Annotated in this window: 31 protein-coding genes and 1 tRNA gene; all 32 read right to left on the bottom strand. The window is 61.3% G+C overall.

Annotated elements, in window-relative coordinates:
- Positions 1 to 8: 8 nt before the first annotated feature.
- Entirely contained in the window at positions 9 to 680 is a 672-nt protein-coding gene (locus RVY79_RS07230; RefSeq protein ID WP_317463424.1) for a hypothetical protein, read from the bottom strand.
- Positions 677 to 1,162 (bottom strand): hypothetical protein, encoded by a 486-nt coding sequence (locus RVY79_RS07225; protein WP_317463423.1) that lies wholly within the window; start codon positions 1,160 to 1,162, stop codon positions 677 to 679. The genes RVY79_RS07230 and RVY79_RS07225 overlap by 4 nt, the downstream gene beginning before the upstream one ends.
- Before the next feature lie 62 nt (positions 1,163 to 1,224).
- Positions 1,225 to 2,178, bottom strand: a complete 954-nt coding sequence (locus tag RVY79_RS07220; RefSeq protein WP_317463422.1) for a hypothetical protein — start codon at positions 2,176 to 2,178, stop codon at positions 1,225 to 1,227.
- Positions 2,175 to 2,525 carry a hypothetical protein gene (locus RVY79_RS07215; RefSeq protein ID WP_317463421.1) on the bottom strand — a complete coding sequence of 117 codons (351 nt, stop codon included), beginning with the start codon at positions 2,523 to 2,525 and terminating at the stop codon, positions 2,175 to 2,177. Before RVY79_RS07215 ends, RVY79_RS07220 begins: the two co-directional genes overlap by 4 nt.
- Entirely contained in the window at positions 2,522 to 3,637 is a 1,116-nt protein-coding gene (locus tag RVY79_RS07210; protein ID WP_178998725.1) for a hypothetical protein, read from the bottom strand. The genes RVY79_RS07215 and RVY79_RS07210 overlap by 4 nt, the downstream gene beginning before the upstream one ends.
- Before the next feature lie 103 nt (positions 3,638 to 3,740).
- Entirely contained in the window at positions 3,741 to 5,366 is a 1,626-nt protein-coding gene (locus RVY79_RS07205; RefSeq protein ID WP_317463420.1) for a hypothetical protein, read from the bottom strand.
- A 1-nt stretch (position 5,367) separates the two neighbouring features.
- Positions 5,368 to 5,805, bottom strand: coding sequence for a hypothetical protein (locus tag RVY79_RS07200; RefSeq protein ID WP_317463419.1), 438 nt, complete (start codon positions 5,803 to 5,805; stop codon positions 5,368 to 5,370).
- A complete protein-coding gene (locus tag RVY79_RS07195) occupies positions 5,763 to 6,809 on the bottom strand; it encodes an RNA-directed DNA polymerase (RefSeq protein ID WP_317463418.1) in 1,047 nt (348 codons plus the stop codon). Before RVY79_RS07195 ends, RVY79_RS07200 begins: the two co-directional genes overlap by 43 nt.
- 315 nt (positions 6,810 to 7,124) lie before the next feature.
- Positions 7,125 to 7,478: a diversity-generating retroelement protein Avd gene (avd, locus tag RVY79_RS07190; protein WP_317463417.1), complete on the bottom strand. Its 354-nt coding sequence runs from the start codon at positions 7,476 to 7,478 to the stop codon at positions 7,125 to 7,127.
- An 8-nt stretch (positions 7,479 to 7,486) separates the two neighbouring features.
- Positions 7,487 to 9,040, bottom strand: a complete 1,554-nt coding sequence (locus tag RVY79_RS07185; protein WP_317463415.1) for a hypothetical protein — start codon at positions 9,038 to 9,040, stop codon at positions 7,487 to 7,489.
- Between the two features lie 3 nt (positions 9,041 to 9,043).
- Entirely contained in the window at positions 9,044 to 9,310 is a 267-nt protein-coding gene (locus tag RVY79_RS07180) for a hypothetical protein (RefSeq protein ID WP_317463414.1), read from the bottom strand.
- Positions 9,307 to 10,968 (bottom strand): hypothetical protein, encoded by a 1,662-nt coding sequence (locus RVY79_RS07175; RefSeq protein WP_317463413.1) that lies wholly within the window; start codon positions 10,966 to 10,968, stop codon positions 9,307 to 9,309. Before RVY79_RS07175 ends, RVY79_RS07180 begins: the two co-directional genes overlap by 4 nt.
- A gap of 13 nt (positions 10,969 to 10,981) precedes the next feature.
- Positions 10,982 to 11,404 (bottom strand): hypothetical protein, encoded by a 423-nt coding sequence (locus tag RVY79_RS07170; RefSeq protein WP_178998732.1) that lies wholly within the window; start codon positions 11,402 to 11,404, stop codon positions 10,982 to 10,984.
- 33 nt (positions 11,405 to 11,437) lie between these two features.
- Entirely contained in the window at positions 11,438 to 11,995 is a 558-nt protein-coding gene (locus RVY79_RS07165) for a hypothetical protein (RefSeq protein ID WP_317463412.1), read from the bottom strand.
- Complete coding sequence (locus tag RVY79_RS07160) at positions 11,992 to 12,684, bottom strand: DUF6682 family protein (RefSeq protein ID WP_317463411.1); 693 nt, start codon at positions 12,682 to 12,684, stop codon at positions 11,992 to 11,994. The genes RVY79_RS07165 and RVY79_RS07160 overlap by 4 nt, the downstream gene beginning before the upstream one ends.
- 3 nt (positions 12,685 to 12,687) lie before the next feature.
- Complete coding sequence (locus RVY79_RS07155; protein WP_317463410.1) at positions 12,688 to 13,089, bottom strand: hypothetical protein; 402 nt, start codon at positions 13,087 to 13,089, stop codon at positions 12,688 to 12,690.
- Between the two features lie 56 nt (positions 13,090 to 13,145).
- Positions 13,146 to 13,913 carry a hypothetical protein gene (locus RVY79_RS07150; RefSeq protein ID WP_317463409.1) on the bottom strand — a complete coding sequence of 256 codons (768 nt, stop codon included), beginning with the start codon at positions 13,911 to 13,913 and terminating at the stop codon, positions 13,146 to 13,148.
- Positions 13,914 to 14,116: 203 nt separating this feature from the next.
- Entirely contained in the window at positions 14,117 to 14,584 is a 468-nt protein-coding gene (locus RVY79_RS07145) for an LAGLIDADG family homing endonuclease (RefSeq protein WP_317463407.1), read from the bottom strand.
- 292 nt (positions 14,585 to 14,876) lie between these two features.
- On the bottom strand, positions 14,877 to 15,836 hold the full coding sequence (locus RVY79_RS07140; RefSeq protein WP_317463406.1) for a hypothetical protein: 960 nt from the start codon (positions 15,834 to 15,836) through the stop codon (positions 14,877 to 14,879).
- A 262-nt stretch (positions 15,837 to 16,098) separates the two neighbouring features.
- Entirely contained in the window at positions 16,099 to 18,105 is a 2,007-nt protein-coding gene (locus RVY79_RS07135) for a cell envelope integrity protein TolA (RefSeq protein WP_317463404.1), read from the bottom strand.
- Positions 18,106 to 18,370: 265 nt separating this feature from the next.
- Complete coding sequence (locus RVY79_RS07130) at positions 18,371 to 18,823, bottom strand: hypothetical protein (RefSeq protein ID WP_317463403.1); 453 nt, start codon at positions 18,821 to 18,823, stop codon at positions 18,371 to 18,373.
- Positions 18,824 to 18,861: 38 nt separating this feature from the next.
- Complete coding sequence (locus RVY79_RS07125; protein ID WP_317463401.1) at positions 18,862 to 19,182, bottom strand: hypothetical protein; 321 nt, start codon at positions 19,180 to 19,182, stop codon at positions 18,862 to 18,864.
- Positions 19,183 to 19,200: 18 nt separating this feature from the next.
- Complete coding sequence (locus RVY79_RS07120) at positions 19,201 to 20,805, bottom strand: terminase (protein ID WP_317463400.1); 1,605 nt, start codon at positions 20,803 to 20,805, stop codon at positions 19,201 to 19,203.
- Positions 20,792 to 21,286 (bottom strand): hypothetical protein, encoded by a 495-nt coding sequence (locus tag RVY79_RS07115; RefSeq protein WP_317463399.1) that lies wholly within the window; start codon positions 21,284 to 21,286, stop codon positions 20,792 to 20,794. Before RVY79_RS07115 ends, RVY79_RS07120 begins: the two co-directional genes overlap by 14 nt.
- 158 nt (positions 21,287 to 21,444) lie before the next feature.
- Positions 21,445 to 21,699, bottom strand: coding sequence for a hypothetical protein (locus tag RVY79_RS07110; protein ID WP_317463398.1), 255 nt, complete (start codon positions 21,697 to 21,699; stop codon positions 21,445 to 21,447).
- Between the two features lie 49 nt (positions 21,700 to 21,748).
- Positions 21,749 to 21,949, bottom strand: a complete 201-nt coding sequence (locus tag RVY79_RS07105; RefSeq protein ID WP_317463397.1) for a hypothetical protein — start codon at positions 21,947 to 21,949, stop codon at positions 21,749 to 21,751.
- Positions 21,946 to 22,200, bottom strand: coding sequence for a hypothetical protein (locus RVY79_RS07100; RefSeq protein WP_317463396.1), 255 nt, complete (start codon positions 22,198 to 22,200; stop codon positions 21,946 to 21,948). Before RVY79_RS07100 ends, RVY79_RS07105 begins: the two co-directional genes overlap by 4 nt.
- Before the next feature lie 82 nt (positions 22,201 to 22,282).
- A complete protein-coding gene (locus RVY79_RS07095) occupies positions 22,283 to 22,870 on the bottom strand; it encodes a 3TM-type holin (protein WP_317463395.1) in 588 nt (195 codons plus the stop codon).
- Positions 22,870 to 23,190, bottom strand: a complete 321-nt coding sequence (locus RVY79_RS07090; RefSeq protein WP_317463394.1) for a hypothetical protein — start codon at positions 23,188 to 23,190, stop codon at positions 22,870 to 22,872. The genes RVY79_RS07095 and RVY79_RS07090 overlap by 1 nt, the downstream gene beginning before the upstream one ends.
- Positions 23,190 to 23,759: a glycoside hydrolase family 108 protein gene (locus RVY79_RS07085; protein ID WP_317463393.1), complete on the bottom strand. Its 570-nt coding sequence runs from the start codon at positions 23,757 to 23,759 to the stop codon at positions 23,190 to 23,192. The genes RVY79_RS07090 and RVY79_RS07085 overlap by 1 nt, the downstream gene beginning before the upstream one ends.
- Before the next feature lie 30 nt (positions 23,760 to 23,789).
- Positions 23,790 to 23,866, bottom strand: a tRNA-Met gene (locus RVY79_RS07080).
- Positions 23,867 to 24,037: 171 nt separating this feature from the next.
- A complete protein-coding gene (locus RVY79_RS07075; protein ID WP_317463392.1) occupies positions 24,038 to 24,415 on the bottom strand; it encodes a DUF1870 family protein in 378 nt (125 codons plus the stop codon).
- Positions 24,416 to 24,469 lie beyond the last annotated feature (54 nt).

Here is a 24,469-nt window from a genome sequence, read left to right as displayed (position 1 = left end):
AGGCCTCCTTAGAATCCGCCGGTGCTGGCGTTGCCATACAGTCCGCCGGACGCCCCACCTTGAGTGTCCGCCTGGCCGTAGAGATTAAGCCCTTGCTGGCCGCTGCCGCCCCAATTATCGAGGCCGTACGCGGTGCCGGCGCCAGCGACTTGTCCCAAGAGCTGGAGATTTGCCGAGCGCCGGTTGAACTGATTGGCAGATGATTGGCGGGCATCGGCGGCCGACTGATCGGCCAGCCCCGCAAGCCCCGCTTGAGCCTGTCCGGACTGCCCTTGGCCGATCGCCACGATGTTTTGCAGCCCCTGCACCTGCTGGCTTTCCTGCTCGAATTGGGCGCGCCCTAGTGTTTCGCCGCCGGCCTCAGCCGTATCGAGCGACAGCCCGGTCATGGCGCCCTGATAACGTCCGCTGGAAGGGTCGATTCCACCCTGCTGGAGTTCCTGCCCTGCTTGATCGGAGAGCTCGCTCGCCGACTGCTGCTGCGCCTGCATGGTTCGGCCGCGGATATAGCTCATCTTGCCGTCATCGGTCATGTCGCCAACCGATTCCATGTAAGCGTCTTCGAGCGGGGCCAGCTCTTCCTGGGCGAAGTTCCACTTCTCTGCCGCTACGGCAGCCAGCTGGCGCTGCTCGGGCGTATCCTCGATTTCGGTGTCACCTCCACCGCCACCAAAGCTCATCCGTTCTCCTCCTCTTTCCGTCCGCTCTCTTCCTGGAGGGCTTCCAGATACTGCTCCAGCGTGTCTTCGTGGGCGTGTCGGCGGATGGGTTCAGCCACTCGCTGCATCCATTCGTACCCGCCAATCAGGTACGCGCACTGCACGACAACGCTGGTCAGGTTGTCGCGGAGAATGAAGGCCACGGTCTGGCCATGCCGGTCGCCGGCACGCTCGAGTTTCACGCTGTCCCACCAGTCCTGAAAGCCGTTTGCGATAATGGGGCGCAAATAGGGCTCGTGCTGTCGATAGAACGGGTTAAGCGGGAGTTCGAATAGACAGTCCCAGAAGGCGCGAAAAATGGCTTCGTCGCTAACCGGTCTATCTTTGTCGATAAGGTCATCAATGACATGGGTCGTGCGGAAAAGCGTTTCGCAGAACGCTACGGCTGCCGGTGAATTAGGCAGCACTTGGTGCAGGAAAGCACTTTCGTTTGAGCGGGGCATAGGCACCTCACGGTGAGCTAGTTGGGGGAGTATAGCAGATCCTGGAGCACGACTTCTCTGGCCTATCGCATCATTATCAGCTTATTGTCGTGGCCGGTGATGCCGGTGTAGCTTGGGCTTCTCAGCCATTTTAGGTAATCTTGATATGCTGGCTGGAACTCGTCATAGACCCAGTTGCTTCCCGTATAGGTAGGGAATACAGGGTCGTAATACCGGGTGCTCCATACATAAGCGGCTTTCCTGTCATGAGTTTGGTAAGAGGTCTCGCTCATTGTGTCATCGTGCGCATGGCGAGCCATCGATATGCTTTTCGTGCAGTACACGATGGCTTCGACATTAACCCAGTAGCCGACCGTCACAAAATTGTACACCGGCTTTTCCTCGGTATACCGGATATTCACCCAGTCGCAGACTTGCTGTCGCTGATAGCCTTCGCCGTAGACATAAACATACTCATAATTGCACTGATACTCTCTTCGTGTCTTGAGGACGTCGCGCGTTCCGGTCTGTCGATACCTCCTGTCTTTCTGATACCAGGAGTTCTGATAGGTTTCGTATTCAAATGTCGGCGTCGCCGGCGAGCTTAGAAGATAGTAATGGCCATTCATCGGCATCTTCGACGAGTCGATGTAATACCGCGAATCCTTGACGTCAGCATAACGATGATCCGAGTGAAAGGTCTGCCTGTCGCCACTATAAACCACCATCCCCCAGCCCTGGAGGGGAAGCGGATAGGCGCTTTCATAGGTTCGCCAGTAGAGCGTCCCGGTGCCGCGCACATAGATCCGTATGCCGGTGGTGCCGCTAGCGTCATGCGTGTAGCTCAGAAGCGCCACATCAAGGCCAGGATGACGGGCCGCAATGACAAGAGACTCGATGCCCCGGCTCTCAAGCGGGATGACATGGTAGCCGGTACCCACTTGGCGAGAGCCTTGATTGCGGTAAACCAGGTTATCGAAGTCCTGATCGATAGGAAGACGGCCGAAGAATCCCTGCGTTTCGATGCCCCAGCTCATGACACCTCCGGCATGTAGCCAAAGACCACGATGCGGCTGCGGCTGCGCAGCGGAGACGCCCAGTCAGAAAGATCGGAAAGCTGCGCATCGCTGCTGATTGCCGGCATCCAGCTTAGCGTTTGAGTGTTGGCGTCATAGGTAAGCTTGTGCGGTATGTGGCGCATGTGCTGGTCACCATCCAGCGGAATGGCTTGAATCGCCACGTCCATGGTGCCGGGAATGTCGAGTGTCACGCTGCCGCTACTGTTACGCCCCACCACGCGCGACAGAACAAGGGTTGTCAGGCGCGAGGAAAGCTCGAAGGTGACGCTTTGATCCGGTTCCCGAACCTGGATGCCGTAGCTCATAGTCTGCCAATCCTCACCCGGAGGCGGCCGCTCTCGTCGTAGACCGAGATGCGGTCGCCGCGTTGTTCCATGCGCCCGCCGGCACCGGTGGAGTTCAGCTCGAACTCGCCATCACGGTCGAGACGCCATGCCGGGCGGCCGTTGTTGCCGCGCGCAGTGGAGCTCAGGTCGCCGGTCACCTGGCCGAAGCCGATGCGGAGCTTGTCGGCCTCGATAGCATCAGCGCGAAACAGCCCTGCCGCTGTCGTCACCGGCGTGCCGTCCGGCTTGAAGAGCTTCCCTACCGTGATGGGCCCTATCTGGCCCTCCTGAATCGAGCCTTCGCGAATCATCGCCGTGTCGAGATAATTGATATTATCCTCGACTATGAAGGGGTTGACTCGATTGCCGCGCGAATTGGCAATCGTAAAGTTATCGGCGAGCACTGAAAATGAGCTAAAAGAACCGTCGTTGAACAACGTATAGCCGGCGACGTCCCCATTCTGATTAATAGATAACGTATATCGATCACCTAGCTTGCTGATTGTCTCACTAAAACCATCAAGGCGATTCTTGAAAGCAGGGGTCAGCACCTCTTCATTGACGCGCCCCGAGATGATGTCCATTACATAGCCGATATCGGCGACAGGCTCAGCATAGGTGCCACTGCTGCTATTCGGCGGGCCTTCGACCCCAGCGGTCGAAGTGAAGGTGATCCAGTAATAGTACCCTTTGACTGCCTCCGGTTCCTGAGGATCAACGGCATCGCTGCGCACGACATCGCTGTAAATCATGCCTGGGTCGCGGCCAGCGATTTGAGCATTGGCGAAGTTATCGGCTTCGCTACGGTAAATGTTGGTGTGGGCGTGATTATCGTAAAGATCGACCGGGCTATCCCATGTCAGCGTAATCATACCGTAGAAGCTGCCTTCGGCACTGAATCCTTCGGGGGTCGGTGGCTTGGAAAGGCTTGGCGCCGGCGGCTCGACGCCCGATGCGAGACTGCCGGGCATGCCTGCCCGAGTGCCGTTTTTGAGCTGCCCGATGCCGCTGTCTAGCAGGTCGCGCAACGTGATCTTCTTGTCGAGCGGATTGCCTCGCACCCCTTCGCCCGTCTCAATGACCTCGGACATGGCACTTATCAAAGGGCGAAGCTCAGTCGGCACCTTGGGTGATACCGGCGGCAGTGTGCGTCGTCTTTGTGTCATGGGCACCTCACGGTGAGCCTATGGGATCTCAGACCAGCTCAGCGGGGCTGGTAGCGATCTGTACAGAATATACCTCGCGCACTCCCTCGATCTCGATCTCCCAGTCGCGACTCAGGGTGTGGCCAGGTGGCAGGCGGAACATCTGCGGGCCCGGCACTTCGATCTCGTCTACGGTGGCGCCGTCGGCAAAGAGTCGCAGCGTTACAGGGTAGTCGCGGGCAATCACCTTGGCGCATGTGAAGCCGGCCGCGCCCGGCGGAATCTCATGCACGCCGGAGCGCCACCGACATGTCAGAGAGTCGCCGCGGCTCCACCCGACAATCGCTGCGTTCTGGATCAGATAGAGCGTGTCATCGATGGCGTCGTAGTAGCCGGCGTCGGCTTGAACATCGTAGAACTCGATCCCCTCGCCGGGCGTAAAGGCGAAACAGCCGCCATCGTAGAAAGCGAGATACTGGCCGTCGTGACGGTAGGCGTGAATGGTCTCGGGCTGCATTGCCTGCCACTGTTCGCGGCTCAATACCTCCCGAGTGGCTACGCGCGCATCCCGGCCGGCGGCAGCTACCAGTCCGTCTGGTGATGCATAGAGCGCGTATTCCCCCATATCCACCAGTGATCGAGAGGCAACACATGATTGCGGGACGTCGAGCTCGATCTGTGCCATGGCGTCCGGGCTTGAGCCAGACACCAGGTGCGGCTGCCCCTCAGTGACCACCACTAAGCCAGCAGACGTCGATGAGATCGCCATGATGTCATCTGGAAAAGCCAGCTGGTAACCCACTGGCCAGGCGTGCGGCAGATAGGCTTCGGAGAAGCACAGAGTGTTCTCGAAAAAGCCGGCCAGAATGCCGTTGGGCAGCGCTGTCAGGCCAGTCATTCGGGCGTCCGGCATATCCCATTCAGTGGACGGCAAGGCGCGGCCCAGCGCGTCGCTTTGCACGCTGTCAACGTACTGCCCCACGCCAGGCGCCAAGTCGGCGACAAACTGGTATACCCCGGATGACTCCACGCGATAGAGGCGCTTGATCTCGATGTTGCTAGCTGCGCTTGGCACGCCGGGCAAGCTGACTATCGGATCACCTCCCTCAGGGGCGTCGCCAACCATATCCCAGCGCACAATGGCGGGGCTCGGCTCGCTGGGCGGCCCTTCCTCTCCATAGCCGGTAATCATGGTGACCACGTAGGAGGTTTCCAGCGCCGTGTCGGGATGATCCTCGAGCGGCACCCGGCCTTCCGGCTCCTCGACGGTCGGCGATCCGGACGGCGCCGGGACGCCTAATGCATAGCTGCTATTCGGGTACGGCGCTGAGCCGTCGGTGGCGATGTCGATGCCAGCCATTTTCGGCGCACCATCGCCCGTCCAGTAAACACGGTGCCAGCTATCATTGGCCAGCGGTGACTTTACGACACTCACCCGTTTGCCGTTACCCCACGCGAACCAGAATCCATCGCCTCCATTGCCGTTCGGGTAACGGTAGAGCGTCGAGGGCTTGGAAACGCTGGGCAGGCCCGCCACCGGCGCAGGCCCCTTCTCGGGCTTCAGGGTGCCGTGGCGCAGATAGAGATTGCGCGCCACCTGGGCGTTGTTTTCAGGCAACAGGCGAGCATCGCGAATTGGAATCTCGCCCTTGAAGGCGCTGTGCTGGATTTTCATGTCACGCCTCTATATGTGCCGCGTCCTTGAACATCTGATCCAGCCGCTCATCCGTCAGCCCCATCTGTTCCGATAGCGCCGCGACGGTGCTGCTGGCACGCCGCACTTCCGTGGATTTCTGCCACGCGATGACGACCTCCTTGTCCGTCGCGGGGTCGGCGATGATGTTCTCGAGCTGCTCGAGCAGACCCTCGCGATGCAACTGGATCTCTGCCTGCATGCGGCTGATGACGGCTGAGTCGCGCCAGTCTTGCAGTTGCTCGGCGGTCATCGGTAGCTCGGGGTAACCACCGAACTCGGCCAGGGTATTGCCCTCGGCTAGCCAGGCCTCGACATCGGCATACAGCTCGTTGCTCTCGGGCACGACGGCGCCGGCCTTCAGTCGGCCGTAGTCTTCTAGGCAGATGACGCGGCCGTTGCTTTGGTCTTTGCTGAACATGAGTGCTCCTGTATCAATGCTCGATGCTGGGCGGCTAGGCTGCGCAGCAGGTTGTGGGAATCGGCCCAGCGGGCATGGCCTAACCATGCAGCCAAAAAGAAGCGCAGCGCTTCACGGTCGCCCGCCAGGGTGTAGGCTTTGATCTTGCGCTTGGCGCGGCGCACGCTGTCTTTGCGCAGCAGTTTGTGGCTCGGGAAGATGCGGTAGCCAAGGAAGTTGACGCCGGCCGATACTGGCGTAACGCTCCACTTGCTGAACGTGAGGCCGAGCGCGTTGCGGCAGAACATCTCTAGCCAGCCGCGCAGTTCGTGCAGGAATCCCCGGCTGTGGCCGAGAATCACGATGTCGTCCATATAGCGGGTGAAATTCGACACGCCCATGGTCTGCGCCAGAAACCGGTCCACTTCGGTGCCGTAGACGTTGGCCCAGAGCTGGCTGGTTAGGTTGCCGATCGGCAGACCTTTGCCAGTGCGCGGCGTGAATTGCTCAATCAGCCAGGCGGTGTGTCGGCATGAGATTTTGGCGTCGATTCGCCGCCACAGCGCGGGGCGATCCACGCTGTAGAAATACTTGCTGAAATCCGTCTTCAGGGCGTAGACGGTGGCGCCGTTGCGGCCGAGGTGGCGCATCATCGCTTGGGTTCGTATCGCCCCGGAGTGCATGCCTTTGCCCTTCCTACAGGCGTAGGCTTGGGGCAGCATGCCGGCCTCGAAGATCGGTCCGATGACATTGCAAAGCGCGTGCTGGACGACGCGATCCTGAAACGGTGCGGCGGTGATCGGTCGCGGCTTGGGCTCATGAACCCAAAATGTCCGGGGCTTGCCGGGGCGGTACGTCTGGTCAAGGATGCCGCGGCGCAACTTGGCGAGCCAGGCCGCTTCGTATTCCTTGAAATTCAGATATCCAGCGGAGCTTCGCCGGCCGCGTGCCGCTTTGTAATAGGCGTCACGCAAGTTGTCGGGGTCGGCAATCATGCCGATGAGATTGCGGTACCGCTGTCCCAATGCTCTCCCTTATCCGGCGTTCCGCCGGTTGAATAATGCCGCGCGCAGGTCTCGATATTTCACTACGCCCTGTTTCGCGGACCTGGTCGTGTGTTTCCCGAAGGAGGTAAGTGCACGGCTGACCACAGGAAGGTCGCCCCGGGTGGCCGTGGCCGGCCCGGCGGAAGAAGACTGTCGTCACAGACACCGCGCGCGGAGATGTTGCCGTTGGAGTTGTCCGGCTGATTGTTCCAGTTCGAGGCCCGAGAGCCTGCGTTGGAGCCGTTGTTCCAGTTCGCGCCGAATAGCGGCGAGCGATCCGTGCACCACCCATGCTCAGCGCCGGTTCTTCTGCCAGGCGCCGACCATTCTGCCGACCTCGGCCAGATGGACCGAGGCCACCTCGTGCTGGTGAGGCGTGATGAGTTTCTGCGCCGGCGCCGCGGCGAAGCGCAACAGCCAGCGCAGCTCGGCGAGCGCGGCATCTGCCGCATAGATGCGACTCACCTGATTGGATTTGGCCGCCACATAGATCAGCCCCGGCACCGCCAACAGCGCATCGAGCAGCTTGTCGCGGTACCGGCCGTGGCGGCGCGGCATGTTTTGGATGATCGGGTACAGATAAGCGACTGCTTGGTCGTAGCGCTCGACGATGGCTAGCGACTGCACCCGTTGAGGCGCTTCCTTCATAAACTTCGCTATCGCTCAGCCTGCAAGTTCAGGTGGTCACAGACACCGCGCGCGGAGATGCCGCCGCCGGAGTAGTCCGGCCGACTGACCCAGTTCGAGGCCCGAGAGCCTGCGTTGGAGCCGTCGCTCCAGTTCGCGCCGAATCGCGGCGAGCGGATGGAGTGCGTGTAGATGTCGCCACGGCCATCCGCCCAGTCATTCCATGTGGCGCTACCGGTCGCCGAGGTGCCGGTGATGTCGGCGCCCCACTGCCAGAGCGTGCCAGTGACCTGTTCGACGCCGCATGCGCTGCGGTGGCCAGCTTGGTACTGGGTGGTGCCGGGATCGGTACCCACGGCCTGACGTTCGACGACGCCATAAGCAAACGCTGTGAATTCTTGGTAGTGCGGCAGCCGCTTGCCAACGGCAGTGACCATATCCACGGCGACCCACCAGCTCAGGTTGGCGTAGGTGTCGCTGCCATTGCCGCCGTAGGCGTCGGGGGTGATCGGCGGGCTGCTGCCATCGGCGATCTGTACGCCGTTGCGCGAGTAGCCGTTGACGCCGTACTGGGTGTCCATCAAATAGATGTCTACCCAAATACGTCGATCCAGCGATAGCACCATACCGCGCGGGCTGGGCGCCGAGGGGCGCCAGTTCAAATCCCACAGCGACGTGGCGACGATGGACGCCCCACCCGCCGACGCGTGGAGGCCGCCCACGGCGCGGGTATTGGCCGGGGCGGCGCTATCGGCGTCTACCGCCTGGAGCGAGCCGTCGGTCGCGGCGTAGATGGTGTAATCGGTACCGGCTGAGAGGCTGGGCAGCGTCACGGCCGTGCCGGCGGCGATCTCGACCAGGGTGGAGCCGACGACTAGAGCCAGGGTGGAGGCCGTCTCTAGGGTGGTACTAGTGGGGGCTGTCCAGGCCGGCAGGCTGCCATCAGCCTTGGCGAAAGCCGTTGGTGTGACGGTTACCGCGAAGCCGCGATAATCCTGCTCAAGCTGGGCCAGCTGCTTGCCATCCAGTTTGTCGGCATCCAGCCCAGACTCCTCGCCATCCACGGTCAGCAGCTTGGCCAGTACGTCGGCAGCGGTGTAGCTGCTGGCGTCGAGCTTCTGCGCCAGGGCGTTGGTCATGGTGGTGGCGAAGTCGGGGTCATCTCCCAGAGCAGCAGCCAGCTCATTCAGCGTATCAAGGGCGCCGGGCGCTGAGCCCAGCAGCGTCGTGAGCTCGGCATCGGTGTAGGCCTTGGCATCCTCAAGCAGGGTGCGCAAGGTCTGAGCGGTAATGCGCGCCTCTACCTTTTCGCCGCCGGCGTGAACGATGGCGTCGCCCTCGTAACCTCGCTCTACTGTCAGGGTGTAGTTGCCGCCGCCGTCGTCGGTGATGGCCGTCACCTTCACTACCTCTATGTTGCTGCCATAGCGCGAGGCATCGTTGAACAAGGTCATCAGAAACCAATCGCCACTGGCCAGCGTGGCCGGCAGGTGGGCGCCGTTCTTGAGGGCCAGACTGGTTTCGCCGGACGGCACAGAAGCGGCGAGGACGCCGCGTGCGTTGTTGATGAAAATTTGCGGCATGAATTACATCTCCACCACGGTGATCATGAAATCGACCTCTTTCACCCGGCTCTGGGTGTGAATGAGGGGTGAGAACTTGTAGGTCTGCCCGTTGGTCCCGCCACGAACCCAGATCTTGACCCGGCCGGGCTCGATGCCGACTTGGGTAATCTCGATGCCGTCCGGCGCCACGGCGTCCACGGAAACGACTTCGTCACCCTCGGCCAGCCAGTCCGCGAATAGCAGGTCATAGTCGATATGGTCGTTAGGTTGCTTTCGCCAGGTCTTCATGTGATGCGGTACTCCCGAGGTGCATAGGGAATCGCCAGTTGGCGATCAACGCGAGGGACGGTGAAGGTTCTCTGGGCAGGCGCGGGATCGCCGGCATTGATCTTGAAGCTGCGTCGCGGGATGGCGGCAGAGCCCATCATTGCTGCCGGCGCCATTGTTCTGACGCGAAGCGCAAGCGCCTGCGATGTGGCGCCAACCGTCGCGCGAACCGGCTGTGCCGCAACGATGGTGTAAACCGACGCCTCCATCGACACATTGCTCGCGCCATCGGCATCGACGGCCGTCATGAAGGCCAGCCGCGCGGCGCCTGCGGCGGACAGCGCCTGCTCACCTTCGGCCTTCCCAGTCACATAGAGCGTGGCGACGTTGTCGCCTAGCGCCTCGCCAACGGCCACGGCCTGGCCGCCGGCCTCCTGGGCGATCAGACGCGTAGCGGACGTGCTCGACCCGGCCTCGCCAATGGCGTTGCCGCGACCATCGCGCAAGACAGTCGGCGCCACCGGCATCGAAGCCGTAGCCTCGAAGCGCGGAGTGACTGGCACTCGCCGAAGAACGGTCAATCGTTCATCACGCAGCGATGACCCCGCCTCGGCCTGGTAGGTCGCCCGCGAGCGCGGCTCGAAGCGTGGCACTAGGCTGGCCTGCGCCACGCCCTCAATGGGCGCCGCATCGAACAGCGGAAAGCGTCGCGCTATGGGGCTTGAGGCAGCGGCCTCTCCCAGCCCACTCCCCCACGCGTATGCGTAACGATTGCCGTCGCGAACAATGTCCGGCGAAGCAACTAGGCGCGCATTCGCGCTGAACAGGAACTCGATGATCCTGACCAGGTGGGCCTGAGTGCTGGATTCGGCCTTAGCCTCGGCATTCCCCGGGTAGGCTGCGCGCGCCACATAGACATCAGCCGCCGCCAATGACGACTCGGCATCGCAATAGCTCCACCCAAAGCCAAGAATGGCGTTCGGCGTGGCACGGCTGTGCGCACGAGCAATAGCAGGCCCGCCTGCCCCTACCTGACGGACACGGATTTTCGATACATCCTGGCTACGCGCGAACGCCAGCGATGCGGTACGCATTCGGCGCGGGTCCATCGCCCGAGTAATAGGGATCTCGGGGTAAGACGCTTCGGCGACGGCCTCGGCGGCACCTTGGGCATCGATTAGCCGAGCGTTGATGACGCGGCTCTCGGTAAGCGCCCCGGCCGTGGCCACCAGCCCATCGGACCAAGTCGCCATGCCGTTAAGCGATTCGCCATTGAGCGGGCCGCCCTCACGGTACTCCGGGGCAATACGTACCAGGCGCTGCGGCTCGGGAGAGGATAGTTCGGCAGTGACCTCGGAGGGCTGGCCACTCACCTGTCGGGCGCGATACGGCACCCCGGATGCCTTGGCCTCGCCCACGGGCGAGATCGGGGCGCCAGGCGTGATGCGCACCGGCTGAAAGGGGGTCGTTTCGACCTCGGCCTCGGCGCTGCCACTGACTCTAGCCAGCCGCACCGGCGTGGCGCTACTGGCACCCTCGGCGGATGCCGGGGCCAGAATGGCATAAGCGGTACGGTCGGCGCCGGCCAATGACCGAGCGTCGGCCTCGAGCAGCCCCTCCGCCCAGACCACCGGATAGGCGCCGCCGTTGATGACGGCGCTATTGAACGGGACCGTCATGGGTGGCCCTCAGTTAGCGGAGAATGACCTGCATGCCACCGATGTCGATGCTCAGCACGTCGTTGATTTCCAGGGTCTTGGAGACGGAAAACGGTGCGTGATAGAGCATATTGCCGCCCGCTTGGGCGTCAAAAAGGGCGTAGTGAGTCACCGTCACCGAGCCATCGGCAACCGGCGGGAACTGAATCAGCTTGGCGTTGGAGCACATCTTCCCATCGCCGCTAGTGGCGGGAGCGGTCCATCCCGAATCGATAGACCCACCTTTGGCCGCGTCTTGACGGATGTAGGCGGAATCGCTCACCTCGTTGCCAGTGTCGGCATCGGTCGGGTCACTGGTGAACAGGGCGATATAGATAGTTGAGGGCGTCGGAAGGGAGTTGCCGCGCAGCGTGTGCTGCAAAACACCTTCTTCCAGATAGTCGGAGAATGCGGACATGTCGCGTTACCTCTCGGTAAGTCGTGCGATGGGTTAAATGAGACGCCTCGCCTTCACGCGGGCGCCACCTCGGGCATGGCCGAGTCGGGAGTACTGCCTGGCATCGGCTACGCCGGCCAGGAAGCGCTTTTGGTAGTAAGTGGCAAGCTCGGGGTCGCGCCATGGTTGCGGAAGCAACAGCAGTCGCCACCGCGCGCCATCAGCGATCACCTCGCTCCAGCGAGATACCACCTCCTCGGGCGGCATTTCGCCGTAGAGAGGACGGCATGCCAGGCGCCCATAGATCAGCGACTCTTTGGGCTTACGGTCGAACTCGATCACGCTAGGCGCCGGCTGCTGAAATCCGTCGCCCTGCACGCGCTCGCGCCCATCCAAGGTGAGTGACACGATGCGTAGCGGCTCTCCCTGAGACGCAACCACCTCCGGATAATCGGTGTTGGCCGCTACCACGACAGGCTCTCCGCGCTGCACCCAGGCATCCGCCTCGGTGCACAGCTCTCGCGCCATACGAGATAGCATTTCGCGAATGGAGAGCAGGGGCGCTTCGGGAACGTCCTGCACCACTTGATTGACTAGATCGCTCAGCTTCATGCACCCCCCTGCGGATTCGTCGATCCGTCAGGCGCGTTGGGCGATGTCGTTGAATCAACTTGCCCCTTGCCCTGGAGTTGCTGCATGTAGGCATTGCGATGCATCTGCGCCCGGCTGAGGTTCGCCGCGTGCTCGGCGTCCTTGGAGTAGGCGCGATACAGGATGTAGTCGGTGGCTACCGGTACATAAGCATCATTGAGCTTGAAGACATCGCCACGAATGGCGTCCAGCCCATCGCTCACCTTGTGTGGCGTCGGTACCGCTGAGTAGATGATCTCCAGCTTGGCGCCGTCCTTGGCCGGCGGGTAGACATAGAACCGGGTCGGATCCAGGTCATCGAAGACGTACTGCTCGACTTCCAGGTTTGCCGGGTCGGAGTGCCAGTTGCGCCGAGTGGAGTCGAGTGCCCGCCGCGTAGTGACCATGACGGCCATCTGATCCCCGACGGTATTGCGCATTACATCAATAAGGCGAAGCCCGTCAGACGGAATCTGCTGGCGAGTCCCTTTTTCCAGTGCCACTTCGGTGTTCATTGAGTAGGCATCAGGCTTGAGCTGAACGGCCGCCTGGTAGAATTCGTTGAGCCATCCGATCAGCTCTTCGTTCTTCCAGCGGGTGCCGGCGGCCGTCACCTCCTGAAGGACCAGCTTCGCGTTATCGATGATCGCGCCAACGGTGGTGACGGCCATGGCTTAAACCTCCTGCATCTCGCGCTTCTTGGCGAGCTGGGCAGTCCACGGGAACAGGCGCCCCGTCTTGCGGTTCTTGAGAAGCCGCCCTGAATACTGGCGCTTGCTGGCAGGCTTTGGCGCGGAGTGGTCGTCGGCGGCGCCAGGCTCGCCGGTAGCGGTGCCGTCATCGCCTTCGCCATGATTCTGGCTGAGGCCTTCTTGGGCCGGATTGCCCTGGTTCTCGTCGCCACCCTTCTCGCCAGACTCACTGGCGACCGCTTCCTCGGCCATCTCCATGAGTTCGGCGCGGATAGTCTCAACGCCTTTCCGCTTATCGACATCGACGCTCAGAGGAGACTGCTTGCCGATGGCCTCGAGCTGGTCTTTTGTCTCGGCATCTTCGATCTGTTTGATCAATGACATGATGTTTCCCTCATTCCCTCAAAAAGAAGACGCCACCCCGCAGGGTGGCGTCAGGCTCAGCCGCGTTCGGCGTAGAGATGCCCCATAGCGTTGGGGTCGATGGTCTCGTAGCCGAAGACGTTCAGGCCGCGGACCAGCTTGCCGAAGTCGCTGGGGTTGGGCAGCGTCTCCATGTTGGTCATCTGGCTGGCGAAGGTGAGCGCCTTCTTGTGGCCGAAGATGACGTTGGTGGCCTTCCGGGTGGTGGTGGCGTCGGTGACCGTGGACATGTTGTTGCTGATGTACACGGTGAAGCGGTCGAGCATGCCGACCTTGCCGTTGCGGAATGCGCTTTCGGAGTCCCCCATCACGCTGGCGTCGCGCAGGTCGGACTTCTTCAGCATGCCGTTCATCCACGCGGGAAGCACTACGTAGCGGTCAGTGTCGGGGCAGTTCTGCTCATCGAGCACCGAGCCACAATCCACCAGGACGTCGAGGATATTCGCCTTGGTGATGGCCACCGGTGCGCCGGCTTCGCCCATGTTGTAGCTGCCGGACTCGGCGCCCGCGGCGGCGCCAGCGTTCTCGGCTGCGGCGTCAGCGAAGACATCGCCGAGGATCACCTTGTCGATGGCGATCTTCATCTGCTGGCCAGCATCGTCGGACCAGTCGTCCATCAGCTTGATGTCCGCCTGGTAGGCGTCGATGTCGTTCACCTCGAAGGCGAAGTACTTCGCCTGATCGATGTGCAGCTCGACCTTATCGCTGGTCGGCTTCTCGTAGTTGAGACCGCCACCGATGACGTAGTCGTTGATGGTGATCGAAGGGGTGGTGCGGATCTGCACCGTATCGCCCTGGTTCTTGATCTCGCCCTCGTAGAGGGTGTTGGAGATCTCGGCGAACGCGGTGGACTTGTAGAGCTTCTCGACCAGCTTGCCCGACCAGACTTCCTTGCTGTTACTACGCGAAGGTCAGTCGCGTTTGACTTGGCTTTGCCAAGCGGGGTGGCGATTTCTCCCACCCTCTGCATGTCGCCATGCAGTTCGGACTATCGCATCAACCGCTCAATCTGAGCGATCGCCTCTCCACTTAGTCTCTGCGGGTCACGCTTCATCAGCTTTAGCTGCTCCGCGAACTTCTTGCGGGCAGCTTCCGGCAAGCCATTCTTGCCTGCGCAGTGCTTGAACCACCACAGGCACAGCCTGGCTTGCTCTTGCTTGATGACTAGCAGGGGCTCCAACAACTCGAGCATCGCGATGATGCCCTTCTTGTTCAGAATCTCCCACGACTTGCTGTTGCTCTGGTTGCCGCGGCCTTGCCTCTCTTTCGAGACGTGGCCGCCGAACTCACGCTTCAGCTCGTCCAGCACCATGAAGCCGCTTGGGCCCTGGGCAAGACGGATACGTGGCCGCACGTAGAATCTCTTCTCGTACGGTGGCTTGGCGTACATCGTCTGACAATCGATGCAGCCCTCGCCATCAAAAAACCCTGCTAGGTATTCCGGTGTAAGCTTCATGTTTCATCCCATTGAAAAGGTATGAAACAAGTGTACTCGATCATGCCCGGCTTTGCAGCATGTCTGCACCAGAAGTCACCGGCTACAGCGCGTTCCCTCGGATTACCTCAGTGAGGCTTCCCCGGTAATCAGGAGAGGTTTTACATCCCCAAAGTCAGTTAAAGGCTAGGGATGAAGCCGGCGGTGCTGGAGCTGGAGTAATCGGGATGCCCTGCATCACGAGTCGGACCTGCCATGATGTATTACCTCTCTCTATCGCCTCACGGCGAGGAATCGGGAACCGCCCGCCGGGTCAGCGGACCCGGCCTTCTGTCTGGGCGGCGAAGATGTCGGCTTCCAGGCGCTGTGCCTCGTCGGCGCTGTAGCGCCCGCTGTTCTTGTCCCGGTAGAACTGGCCGATCTCCCCCCGCGTCCACAGTTTTTTGCCCTGTGGTGCTTCGGTGGTGCGGGCGGTGCGGGGTTCGACCTGATCCTCCGGGACCTGCGGGCGCGGCGCCGGGGCCGCCTGGTTGAGGTAGGACTGGAAGATGTCGGCCACTCCCTTCGCGTCCAGGGCCTGCTGAGCCTCGGTCAGCGCCTGCTGGCGCTGCTTTCCCGTCTGAGGATCGAACTGCGCGAGGAACTCATGAAACTTCGGGTCATTATTGACCTCCCGGAACGTCGGCACTTGGTGTTCCAGGTTCACCCAGAAGCGTGCCTGAGCGTCCTCTTGCTTCTCTGACTCGAGACGCTCGAGGCGTTCCGACAGCTCACGGTTATTGCCAGCGTCGGCCTGAGATGCCGGCACGCGCTGACTAACCATGCGCTCCACGAAGGTGACTAGGTCCTCGCCGAACTCAGCCTTGAACTTTTCCCGCTGGTCATCGGAGACGCCGCCGTTGTCGGCGCTCGTAGACTGCTGTTCCAGCTCTGCAATACGCCGATCCTTGTCGGCAGACTGCTGCTTGAGTTCGCTGTTCTCCTGACGCAGCGCCGGCATCTCACTGTTGTATTTGCCCTGCAGGACCTGGAAGCGGTGCTGCCAGTAAAGCGCGTCCTGGTCTCTGGGCTCGTGCTTAGTGGGGTCCTCGGCGGCTTGCGCCTTGTCCTCGGGGCTGGTCTCGTCAGACGCCGGGGGCTCATCCTGCGGGTTTCGGTGCTCTTCTCCTGGAGCCGAGCCAGTAGTCGTATCGACATCGGGGTTCTCGGGAGCGGGCTCGAAGTGCTTGGCGGCGGCCTCGGCTTGGGCCTGTACGGAACTGGGTAGGGACATTTTCACTCCTGTGACGCCTCTCGGCGTGACCTGTGAGCCGGCATGAGCCGGGGTTCACGATTCGGGTAACGGGTTCTGGCTGCAGTCCAGAGCGCACCCACGACAAAGCCGCCCAGGGCGAACCATGAGCGGCTTTGTTGTGAGGCCGGGCACTTGGCCCGGCGGCTATTTGGTGAAGCGCTTGTGAACCACGTCTCGCGCTTGTTCGAAATTATCGGCCCATGTGGCCAAGGTGGCGGCCTGCCCCTGCAGGCGGAGCACCTCACTGGCGTCCCGGCATTGCTCCAGGCTGTCCCGGCATTGCTCGCGCTCCAGCTTGATCATCGCCACCAGGCGCCTTCCTTCCGGCGACTCGCTCAGTCTGGCCAGGGCCTTCCAATCCTGTTCGTCCATGCGGACTCCCTTGTGTTTCCGTTACCAGCTTCGCGATCTCGGCCAGCAGCTTCTGCGCTTCAAGCGGCGCCATCTGCTGCGCGACCTGGGTTTCGGACTCTGTTTGCGCCGCATCGGCCTGCGTCTGGCCAGCGTCGGCGCCGTACTTCTTGGCGCGCGCTTGCTTCTCGCCAATCTCGGCTTCGGCCTTGGCCTGCTCGATTTTCGCTTGCTTTTGCTGCGCCTCTTCCTGCTGCGCCAGATTCTTCTGCATCTGCTCTTCGGAGGGAATGAGGCCCGGCATGTCCAGCTTTCCTGCAATGCTTTCCAGCAACTTGCGGCGACCATCGTGGCCGATAATGCCCATGTCGTAGTCATTGGTGGTCAACTGCAGGAACTGCTCGCGCAGCTGGTGAGTCTGCTCGCGAATCAGCATAGCGCTAGAGCCGCGCGCCACAACGGCCACATCACCCTTGATGGACTCGTCGTCACTGTATTGCATGTTGTGCAGCCAAAGCGCTTCTATCACGCGCCGGAGCACGCCGCGATCGATATGCCGAATCGCGTCCTTGATACCCTTGTTCGCCGACTCCATCAGCATCGACAGCCCGCGCGCGGTATCCCCGGCGCCGCCGATGTTCTCATTGCCGTAGATATAGCGAGGGATGTTGGTCGCGTCGTCGGCCTTGCTCTCGAACTTGTCATACACTGATAGCAGCTCAGCGGCATTGCTCTGCGGCTGGAAGAAGTTCAGCGCGCGGTTGTTGCCTGTGATTGAGCTATCTTTTGTGCGCCAGATCTTCCATGGGTAGATGTCAGTCGGGTCTTCAGTAGGTTGCAGGCGGTCCTCATAGACCTCCACCTGCGGGCCTGAAGAAATGGCCAGGTTGTTTACCAACCCGCGCGCAGTGGCGTTGCACACGTCCTGGATATCGGCCATCAATTCGGGGATAGACTGCCCCCAGAACGATCCTGGTACCGGCTGGAAGCTCGCCTTGTGGTAGGGGCGGCGCTCAAGTGGGTCACGATTGATGCGAACGCGAATGACGTGCTGGCCAATCAGGATTGCTTCGACTTCATACTCAGCCAGCGGGTCTTCGATGTCGTTGGGATTGATGCCCCACTGGAGCAGCGTGACGCCTTGGGCGCCGCCGGAATAGATCAGGCCGTCGATGGTATCGCCCGGAGTTAGCCACTCATGGCCACGCCCTTCCAGTTCGGCGCGTTCGCCATCCGTCCAAAGCCAATCACGCAGCCCGCCCTGGCCGTACTGATCCAGCACTCGACGGATCGCTTCATCGTTGTAGCCGCTGTCTTTGCCGACGCCCATCATCTTGTTGAGCTGACCCCGCGTGAAGCGCGCGCGCTCGATGATGAAGGCGCCATCATCAATACTGGTAGCGTCTGGGCTCGGGTAGAGATCGAAGGGGCTGACGCGCTCGAATTCTGGCCGGACGGTCTCCGCCTTGATCGGCTTCCAGCCTTCCAGCCAGGCTAGAGTCGGTACGCGTCGCAGGATAGGCGCGCGCAGGAATGCCGCCGGATAGGTAACGAAATCGTCGATGAACGCTTCGAACGCTTCATCCCATCCGCCCTCGGCCAACTGGTCCTCGACGACGTCCTCGTGGCGCTTGGCGGCATCGTCCGCCTTCTCTTGAACCGCCTGACGGATCTGCTCACGGGCGTTTTCAACCAGCGACGCCATGTCCACCTGCTCGCCCTGCTGCTGCATCTTCTGGGCTTGCGCCTGAATCTGCGCCGCCAGCGGCCTCAGGTACGCGTCAGGCACCTCGGCAACGGGCGTCGGATCTAGTCCCCACGGCTTCTCGTTCGCCGGCATCATGATGTCGCGAATCCACGCCGCCGCCGCACGGCACTTGGTCGTGGTCAGCATCATGTAGATCTCGGCGCCGCCTTCCTTGCGGATGGCGTTCAGCTTGTCAGGGGCATACTCCCCTTTGCGCCGACGCAGGCAATCGAGTAGGCGAAGCTCCATCTCATGCTTGGCCATCTTGGCCGCTTCCCAGCTGCGCCGGATGTGCGCCCCCAGGGATGACTCCAGCAGGTCGCGGCGCCGTTCTTCTTCATCGCGAACACGCTGGGCCTCAGCCTCTTCATCGGCATGCAGGTCGGCGGCAGATCGATGCTGCAACAGGCCGAGACTAGCCATTGGCGCCCCCTGTTAGCGCATCGTATATACGCGAGTTGAGCTCTCGCTTGTCGGCGCGCATACGCATTACATTGCGGCGCATCGGGCCGAGCTGCTTGAGTAGCTCGCGAATGTAGTCGGCGGGGTCCTTGATAAATTCCAGCAGCTTGATCGTCAGCGTGACGCCCATATCGCCCTCAGCCTCAAACTGCAGGCGAAATGCCGGCTCGGGCTTGGTCACTTTCTCCTCGATCACGATCATGTCGATTTGCACCGGACCCACATCGGGCCGAAAGCGCTTTGACTGGATCGGGAGGCCTTGCTGCACCAGCTCATTGGCGACGGCTTGGGCGCTATCGCGCATGATGGACAGAACCTCGTCATGGTTCAGCCCGCCAAGCTTGTGAGCAGTACGCTGTGCGCGGCGCGCAGTGTCGGAACTGGGCGCGGTGATGATCTGCGACATGGAATCCTCTGCCTCACGGCGGTGGTCGGTATCAGCCCCTATACAAGGACTTCCCAATCGGATGCGTCTGCGTTGGCCACCAGGCGCGCCGCGGTTACTCGCTCAGGAAGCATCACCATGGTGGGCGCAGTGATCTGCCCCTGCGTCCAGTCGATCCACTTGGCGGTCCCCGCCTTGATGTCGTTGGGGTGGCTGGCAGTGACTTGCACGGTGGCGCCCGTCCCGGGGAACACCGCAACAGTGGCGTTTCGCTCCAGGCCAGGCATCAAAAGCGCGTCACCGGTTGCGGCCGTCACTGTCTCGGCGAAGTGGTAGGAGAGCGCCCCTCCGTATCCCTGGTAACTGGCCATCTTGTTCATGGGAATGAGTCCTCAATGCTAGGTGTGCGCGGCCCAGCCCGAACGGTCACGCGTCTGTGAGCGCGGCGCGGGCGTGCTGGTTCTTTGGAATATGGACGAGCGGGCCAACGTCTCGAGCGCCTTCGCTCCGTGTGAGGCCCAGTCGTGGCGCGGCGTATCTTTGTAGACGCCGCGCTTGTCGTCCCATTCTTTGCGGTAGTTATCGAGACACGTCACGCCGTTATCGCAGGCGTCCTCATCTATCCAGCATGCCGGCAGGAAGTTGCGTACGGCCTGAACGCCCTCGGCATGGTTGGAGATGCGGGGTACGATCTCGAAATTGATGCCGAATTGCTTGGCAACGTCAGCGCGGCTCTTGCCTGTGCCGAGCTCGCGGACCGCTAGATCATGAGGGCCAAAATGCCCGCCATAGCGATACCCCTTCTTGTTGAGCTCATCGGCGTAGTACTCGATGCCTTCGCCTTCGCCCTCGAGGTAGTCCACCAGGTGTATCTCGCGCCCGGCGATCTGGGCGAACCAAATAGCCATGGTGTCGTGCATGCCCAGGTCCCATGCCGTGAACACCGGGAGCGACGGATTGACCTGCACTTCTCGGGTCAAGCGGCCATTCTTGCGCAGGAAGCGCATTTGGCTAGCGTAGTACGAGCCCTCGATGCTCTGCTCGAACGCCTCATCGGGCGTACTCGGGTACTCACGCTTCATGTCGTCGTGCAGCACTTCGGCCTTCTTCGCGTACCAGGCTTGCTGAGCTGCGTCGGTCTGAATGCCGTGCTTATGCTCCAGTTCTTCGAAATACTCTCGGAGCCACTGGGGAACCGTCACGCCGTCCGGGTCGAGGCGATAGGCCGGCTCTTCATGCCAAGGGAAGAAGTGAAACTGGAAGTCCATGACGGTCGGGTCACGCCCCAGTTCTTGCAGATGCTGCGCCGCCTGGCAGTAGTCGAAGAAGTACCCTTCGCGCCCCTCGGCGGTCGATTCGAGCGTCACCTGATTGCCCAAGCCCACCGCCTCGAACGCACCGGTAACGATCTCCTTGGCTTTGTCCGGATGCTTACGGCATATCTTGCCGAACTCGGAGACATGCAACCGCTGCAGGGTACCGCCCCGGTAGGAGGTGCTGACCTTGATGCTGGAGCCGTTGTCGAAGACATAGGCCCCGGACCCGCTCTTGTCACTGATCGGGCGCGGGATGCGGATACCCAGCATTTTGAAAATCGAGCGCCAGGCGCCTTCGATATTTTGATAAGCGAAGCTGATCTTGTTGCGGAATATGTCAGTCGCGTCATCGAGCTTGTGACAGATACAGCCGGCGGCGAAGTTGTCACGGAACAGGCAGTCGTCCAGGGCGTCGATCATCTCGAAGGTGGTGAAGCCCAGCTGCCTGGCCTTGAGGATGATGTCGCGCACATGGCCGTCCAGGTAGCGCTGCCGCTGCGCCCGGTTGGGCCGGAAGCGCCGAACCTTGCCCTGTTTGTCCTTGATCTTGTACAGCGCGTTGAGACGGAACCATTTGAGGTTGAGAGCCTCGATCAGATCATCCCGGTCTTTTAGCCGCCCTTTGGCGTGCGCGCGCAGGTAGGCTTCGGCGCGCTTGACCTCGCGGGCACGGCTACTCTGGCTCATCCGGTGCAACCTCGGCCATCAGCTCCTCGAACGTCTTCTCCTGATCGCCATCGTCTTGATCCATGCCGTAGCTCTGGCGCTCGAGTCGAATGACGCGATCAACAGCTTGCACGCCAGACCCCATCGCCTTCGCGATGTAATCCAGCGGGAGGTCGATTTGCGTGATGTCCCCGCTTTTGAGCTGGACCGAGATCTCGCCGGCCTCGAGCTGTTCCTCGAGCCGGTCAGCAAAACGGTCGGAGATGTCTCGCCACCGCGACAGGACAGTCCGGTGGCCGCGCGCTACTGCGGCATTCTCGTCTGATGCCTGCTCGATAATGTCTGACTCAGGCACGTCTGGCGTGGACGCCTCGGGGCGGCTCAACTTCTCGCGGGTGCGTCTCTGCACCGCGCCGGTCAGATCCTTCTCCCAACCCTCGGCGCTCGCCTTCTTGCTGATCTGTGACTTGCTCGGCCCGTGCTTGTCGGAGAGCTGCTGCAAGCTGAACCGGCCTGTCCTGTAGTCCCGTTCGACGGCCTCCCAATCGTGTCGCTTTGCCATAGCTGCTATGCGGTGCCCTCACGGGCAGCGCCTCCGGGAAAAGAAAGCGGGCGCCTCACGGCGTGCGGCCTCATGTAGGGTGCGGCGCCTTTATTGGCTCAAAGCGTGAATGTCTGTTTGACATCCTCAACGCGTTTGAGCGGGTCAAGAACGGTGATGTAGCCAGCCTCAAGGGGGGCGCCATGGGCATCCTGAAACTGGCAAATGAGATATGACTGGCTATCAGAGTGCGCAACAGGACCGACCACCGCGGCGCTAGATGGCGCTGAGCCGCCGATTGTTTCGACAAGGAACTCAATCACCTCGCCCAGCATTTCCCGGCTGGCTTCGTTCGTATTCATCAAGATGCGCATAGAAACTCCAAGTAAGGTGCGGGCGCCTCACGGCGTGCCGCGAAACTGGTTACTGAATCGTTGCCGGTTCGTAGTTGGCAACCAGAGCACCCACCCACATACCGTTGGGCATTTGGACGACGAATGCCGCCGGGTTGTCGTCAGCCGTGCACTCGTCGCCTGAGCTGTCGATCCACGTGTCGATCACCAGCGTCTCGCCAGTATCGGTTAGCGCGAGGCCCTGGCTCTGGTTGATGGCTTCGATGTTCATGTCTCGTCATCCGCGTGTTTGGCGATCACCAGGCCCTTAGCCATCTCCAGCAGCCCGATGGTGAATATGTCGTCGTCGGCACGCATGCCTTGCGAGTAGACCGTGACGCCATCCTGTCCGCTGGAGATCATGGCCAGGCTTTCCGGCATCTGCGTCTCGCCTTGCTCTAGCTGATCGGCCAGTGCCCGCAGACTGGCCGGGATATCGGTGCGATAGGTTTCGCACGGCAGGCGCGTGACGTTGCTAGACATGCTCATTCCTCGGCCGCCTGTTGCTAAGTTGAAAGGCGGGCGGCGCCTCACGGCGCGACCCTAGCCCCTTGCGGGGATTCGGTTACTTCCCTGCCACGCGGGTTTTCACCGCGTCCATAAACGACGTGGGCGCGCGCCCCATGCTCGCCATGCGCTCACGGCCAACACGGCTGATATCAATGCCGAGCACGGTGGCCATGATGCCGAAGATCACTAGGGCGGAATTGATGAGCTCGGCTTTGTTGGTGCCGGGCTGAAACATCGCGAACACAATCGACGCCATCACACCAAGGCACGAGAGGTCGAAAATCCATCCTAGTCCGCCGCGCCAACCAGCCTTGAGCGTGCTGTCGGACTCCAGCTCGGCCCTCATCGTCTGATTCGTTTCTGATAGACGCTTGGTGGTCTCTTGAGCCTGAGCTACCTCGGCATTGGCTCGAATCTTCTCGAGCTCCTGCTTATGCTCGCGGTCGATGCGTATCAGCTCGGTTCGCTTCTCCGGGTCTTGCGTCGCCGCCACCAGTGCTTCAGGTGTGTTCTCAATGCCCAGCAGGCCCGTGACAAAATCGGCGGCACCAGAAGCCATAGCACCAGCAGCAGGAGAACCAATCGCAGTGGCCACGGCGGGCGCGTACTTCGCAACTTCGGAGACGGCACTTTTCCAGTCCATTACCGACCTCCCCGGACGCGATCAGCAATCGCCCCGATCATTGCGTCAATGGCACGCGGGCCAGACCATCCGCACACAACCGCCACGGCATTGCCTACCCAGCCGTCCAGCCCAAACCAGACGTTGATGCCGGTCGCCACCAGCGTCATGACCAGGACTGCCGGGAATTCGAGCCAGAGTTTTGCGCTCAGGAATTTGTCACGCTTGCCGTCGCGCACCTCGGCAGCGATCTTAGCGAGCATGCCCATTACGACCACTCCCGCTGTGCCGAGTAACAGCATCAGCTCTTGGATGAATCCGGGACCGTTTCGCCATGGCATCAGGCGCCTCCCGCAGCTGACAGGTTGATAACGCGCCGCAACCAGCCGAACGTAAAGGCCTCCTGGCTTTCGCGGGCCTCGGCAATCGACACCATGAACTCGATGCGAAGCGCGTTGACGGCATCAGCCAGCACGGTCAAACCGGAGCGTCCGCGCGTCCTTGCGAATGCATCCAGGATCTCTAGCGTGATGGGGCCTACAGCGCCATCCACGGCGATGTCGTCGTAGTCCTGCTCGACACGATTGAGCACGTTGAGCAGCCGCTGGAGTGTCCCGGCAGCGCGCCCTGGGCCAGAGTTGATGCCGTAGTCGAATAGGTAGGCAGCCAGGCGCTCGTCCTGCTCAACAACCTCATCGAGGCACAGCGAATGCCAGTAACGATCGGCGTAGATCTCGCGAGCCAGATCGATGGGCAGATCTCGCATGTCGCCGAGGTAGCCATGCCCGCGCGCTACGGCCTGAGTAACGCCATAGCGAGTGGGGCCACCACGGTCAGCAGGATGGTCGATGTAACCGCCTTCGCGGTCGATGACTTCGGCGATCAGGCGCTTCTTGAGTAGTTGAGTCATAGGGATCCGACGCCTCACGGCGTGAGAAATTGGTAGCGGGCGATGGATTCGAACCACCTGTTATCTAGGTTATGAGCCTAGCGAGACGCCATTTCTCAATACCCGCTATAGACAGAAAACCCCGCCAGGAACTGGCAGGGCCTCAAATGAAAACGCCCCGGCTCGGAAGCCAGGGCGTAAATTCGGATAGTGGGCTTAGCGTAGGCGAAAATGATGCAGGTGGCAAGGGAGAGCTACTCGTCACTACGCCCTGCTGCCCATTCGTAGCGCTTAACCATCTAGATTAGCCCAATCAAATTATTCGCATAAAGCTCAGTCACGGCAGACTGATGAACCCGCCATGGAAGCGTGCCTTGGCCGGGATGATCTGCCTGGAACTCGCTCAGGGCGTGGTAGTACGGAACCTTGAGCCGGTCCCCGTGCTCGTCCTGAGGGACACCGCCGTGTTCTTCGACATCTTGCTCAAGGCGGTCGATGATGCTATGTCGCAGCGCCAGGGCGCCATTCATCTTGTCTTCGACATCATCCGGCACCGAGCTGCGACCTGATTCCCAGTATTGCCAGCTGCGAGGAGACACCTTGCCGATGATTTCAGCGGCTTCGCGCACGTCCAGCATCAGGAACTTGCGCAGCGCTTGGAGTTCTTTTCCGTTCATATCAGCTCCAACAGAAAACCCCAGCGCTGGGCTGGGGTGAGATAATGCGCGGGG

The sequence above is a fragment of the Chromohalobacter sp. HP20-39 genome (genome assembly GCF_033052815.1).
Classification (GTDB): Bacteria; Pseudomonadota; Gammaproteobacteria; order Pseudomonadales; family Halomonadaceae; genus Chromohalobacter.
This window is presented reverse-complemented; position numbering and strand designations above follow the sequence as displayed.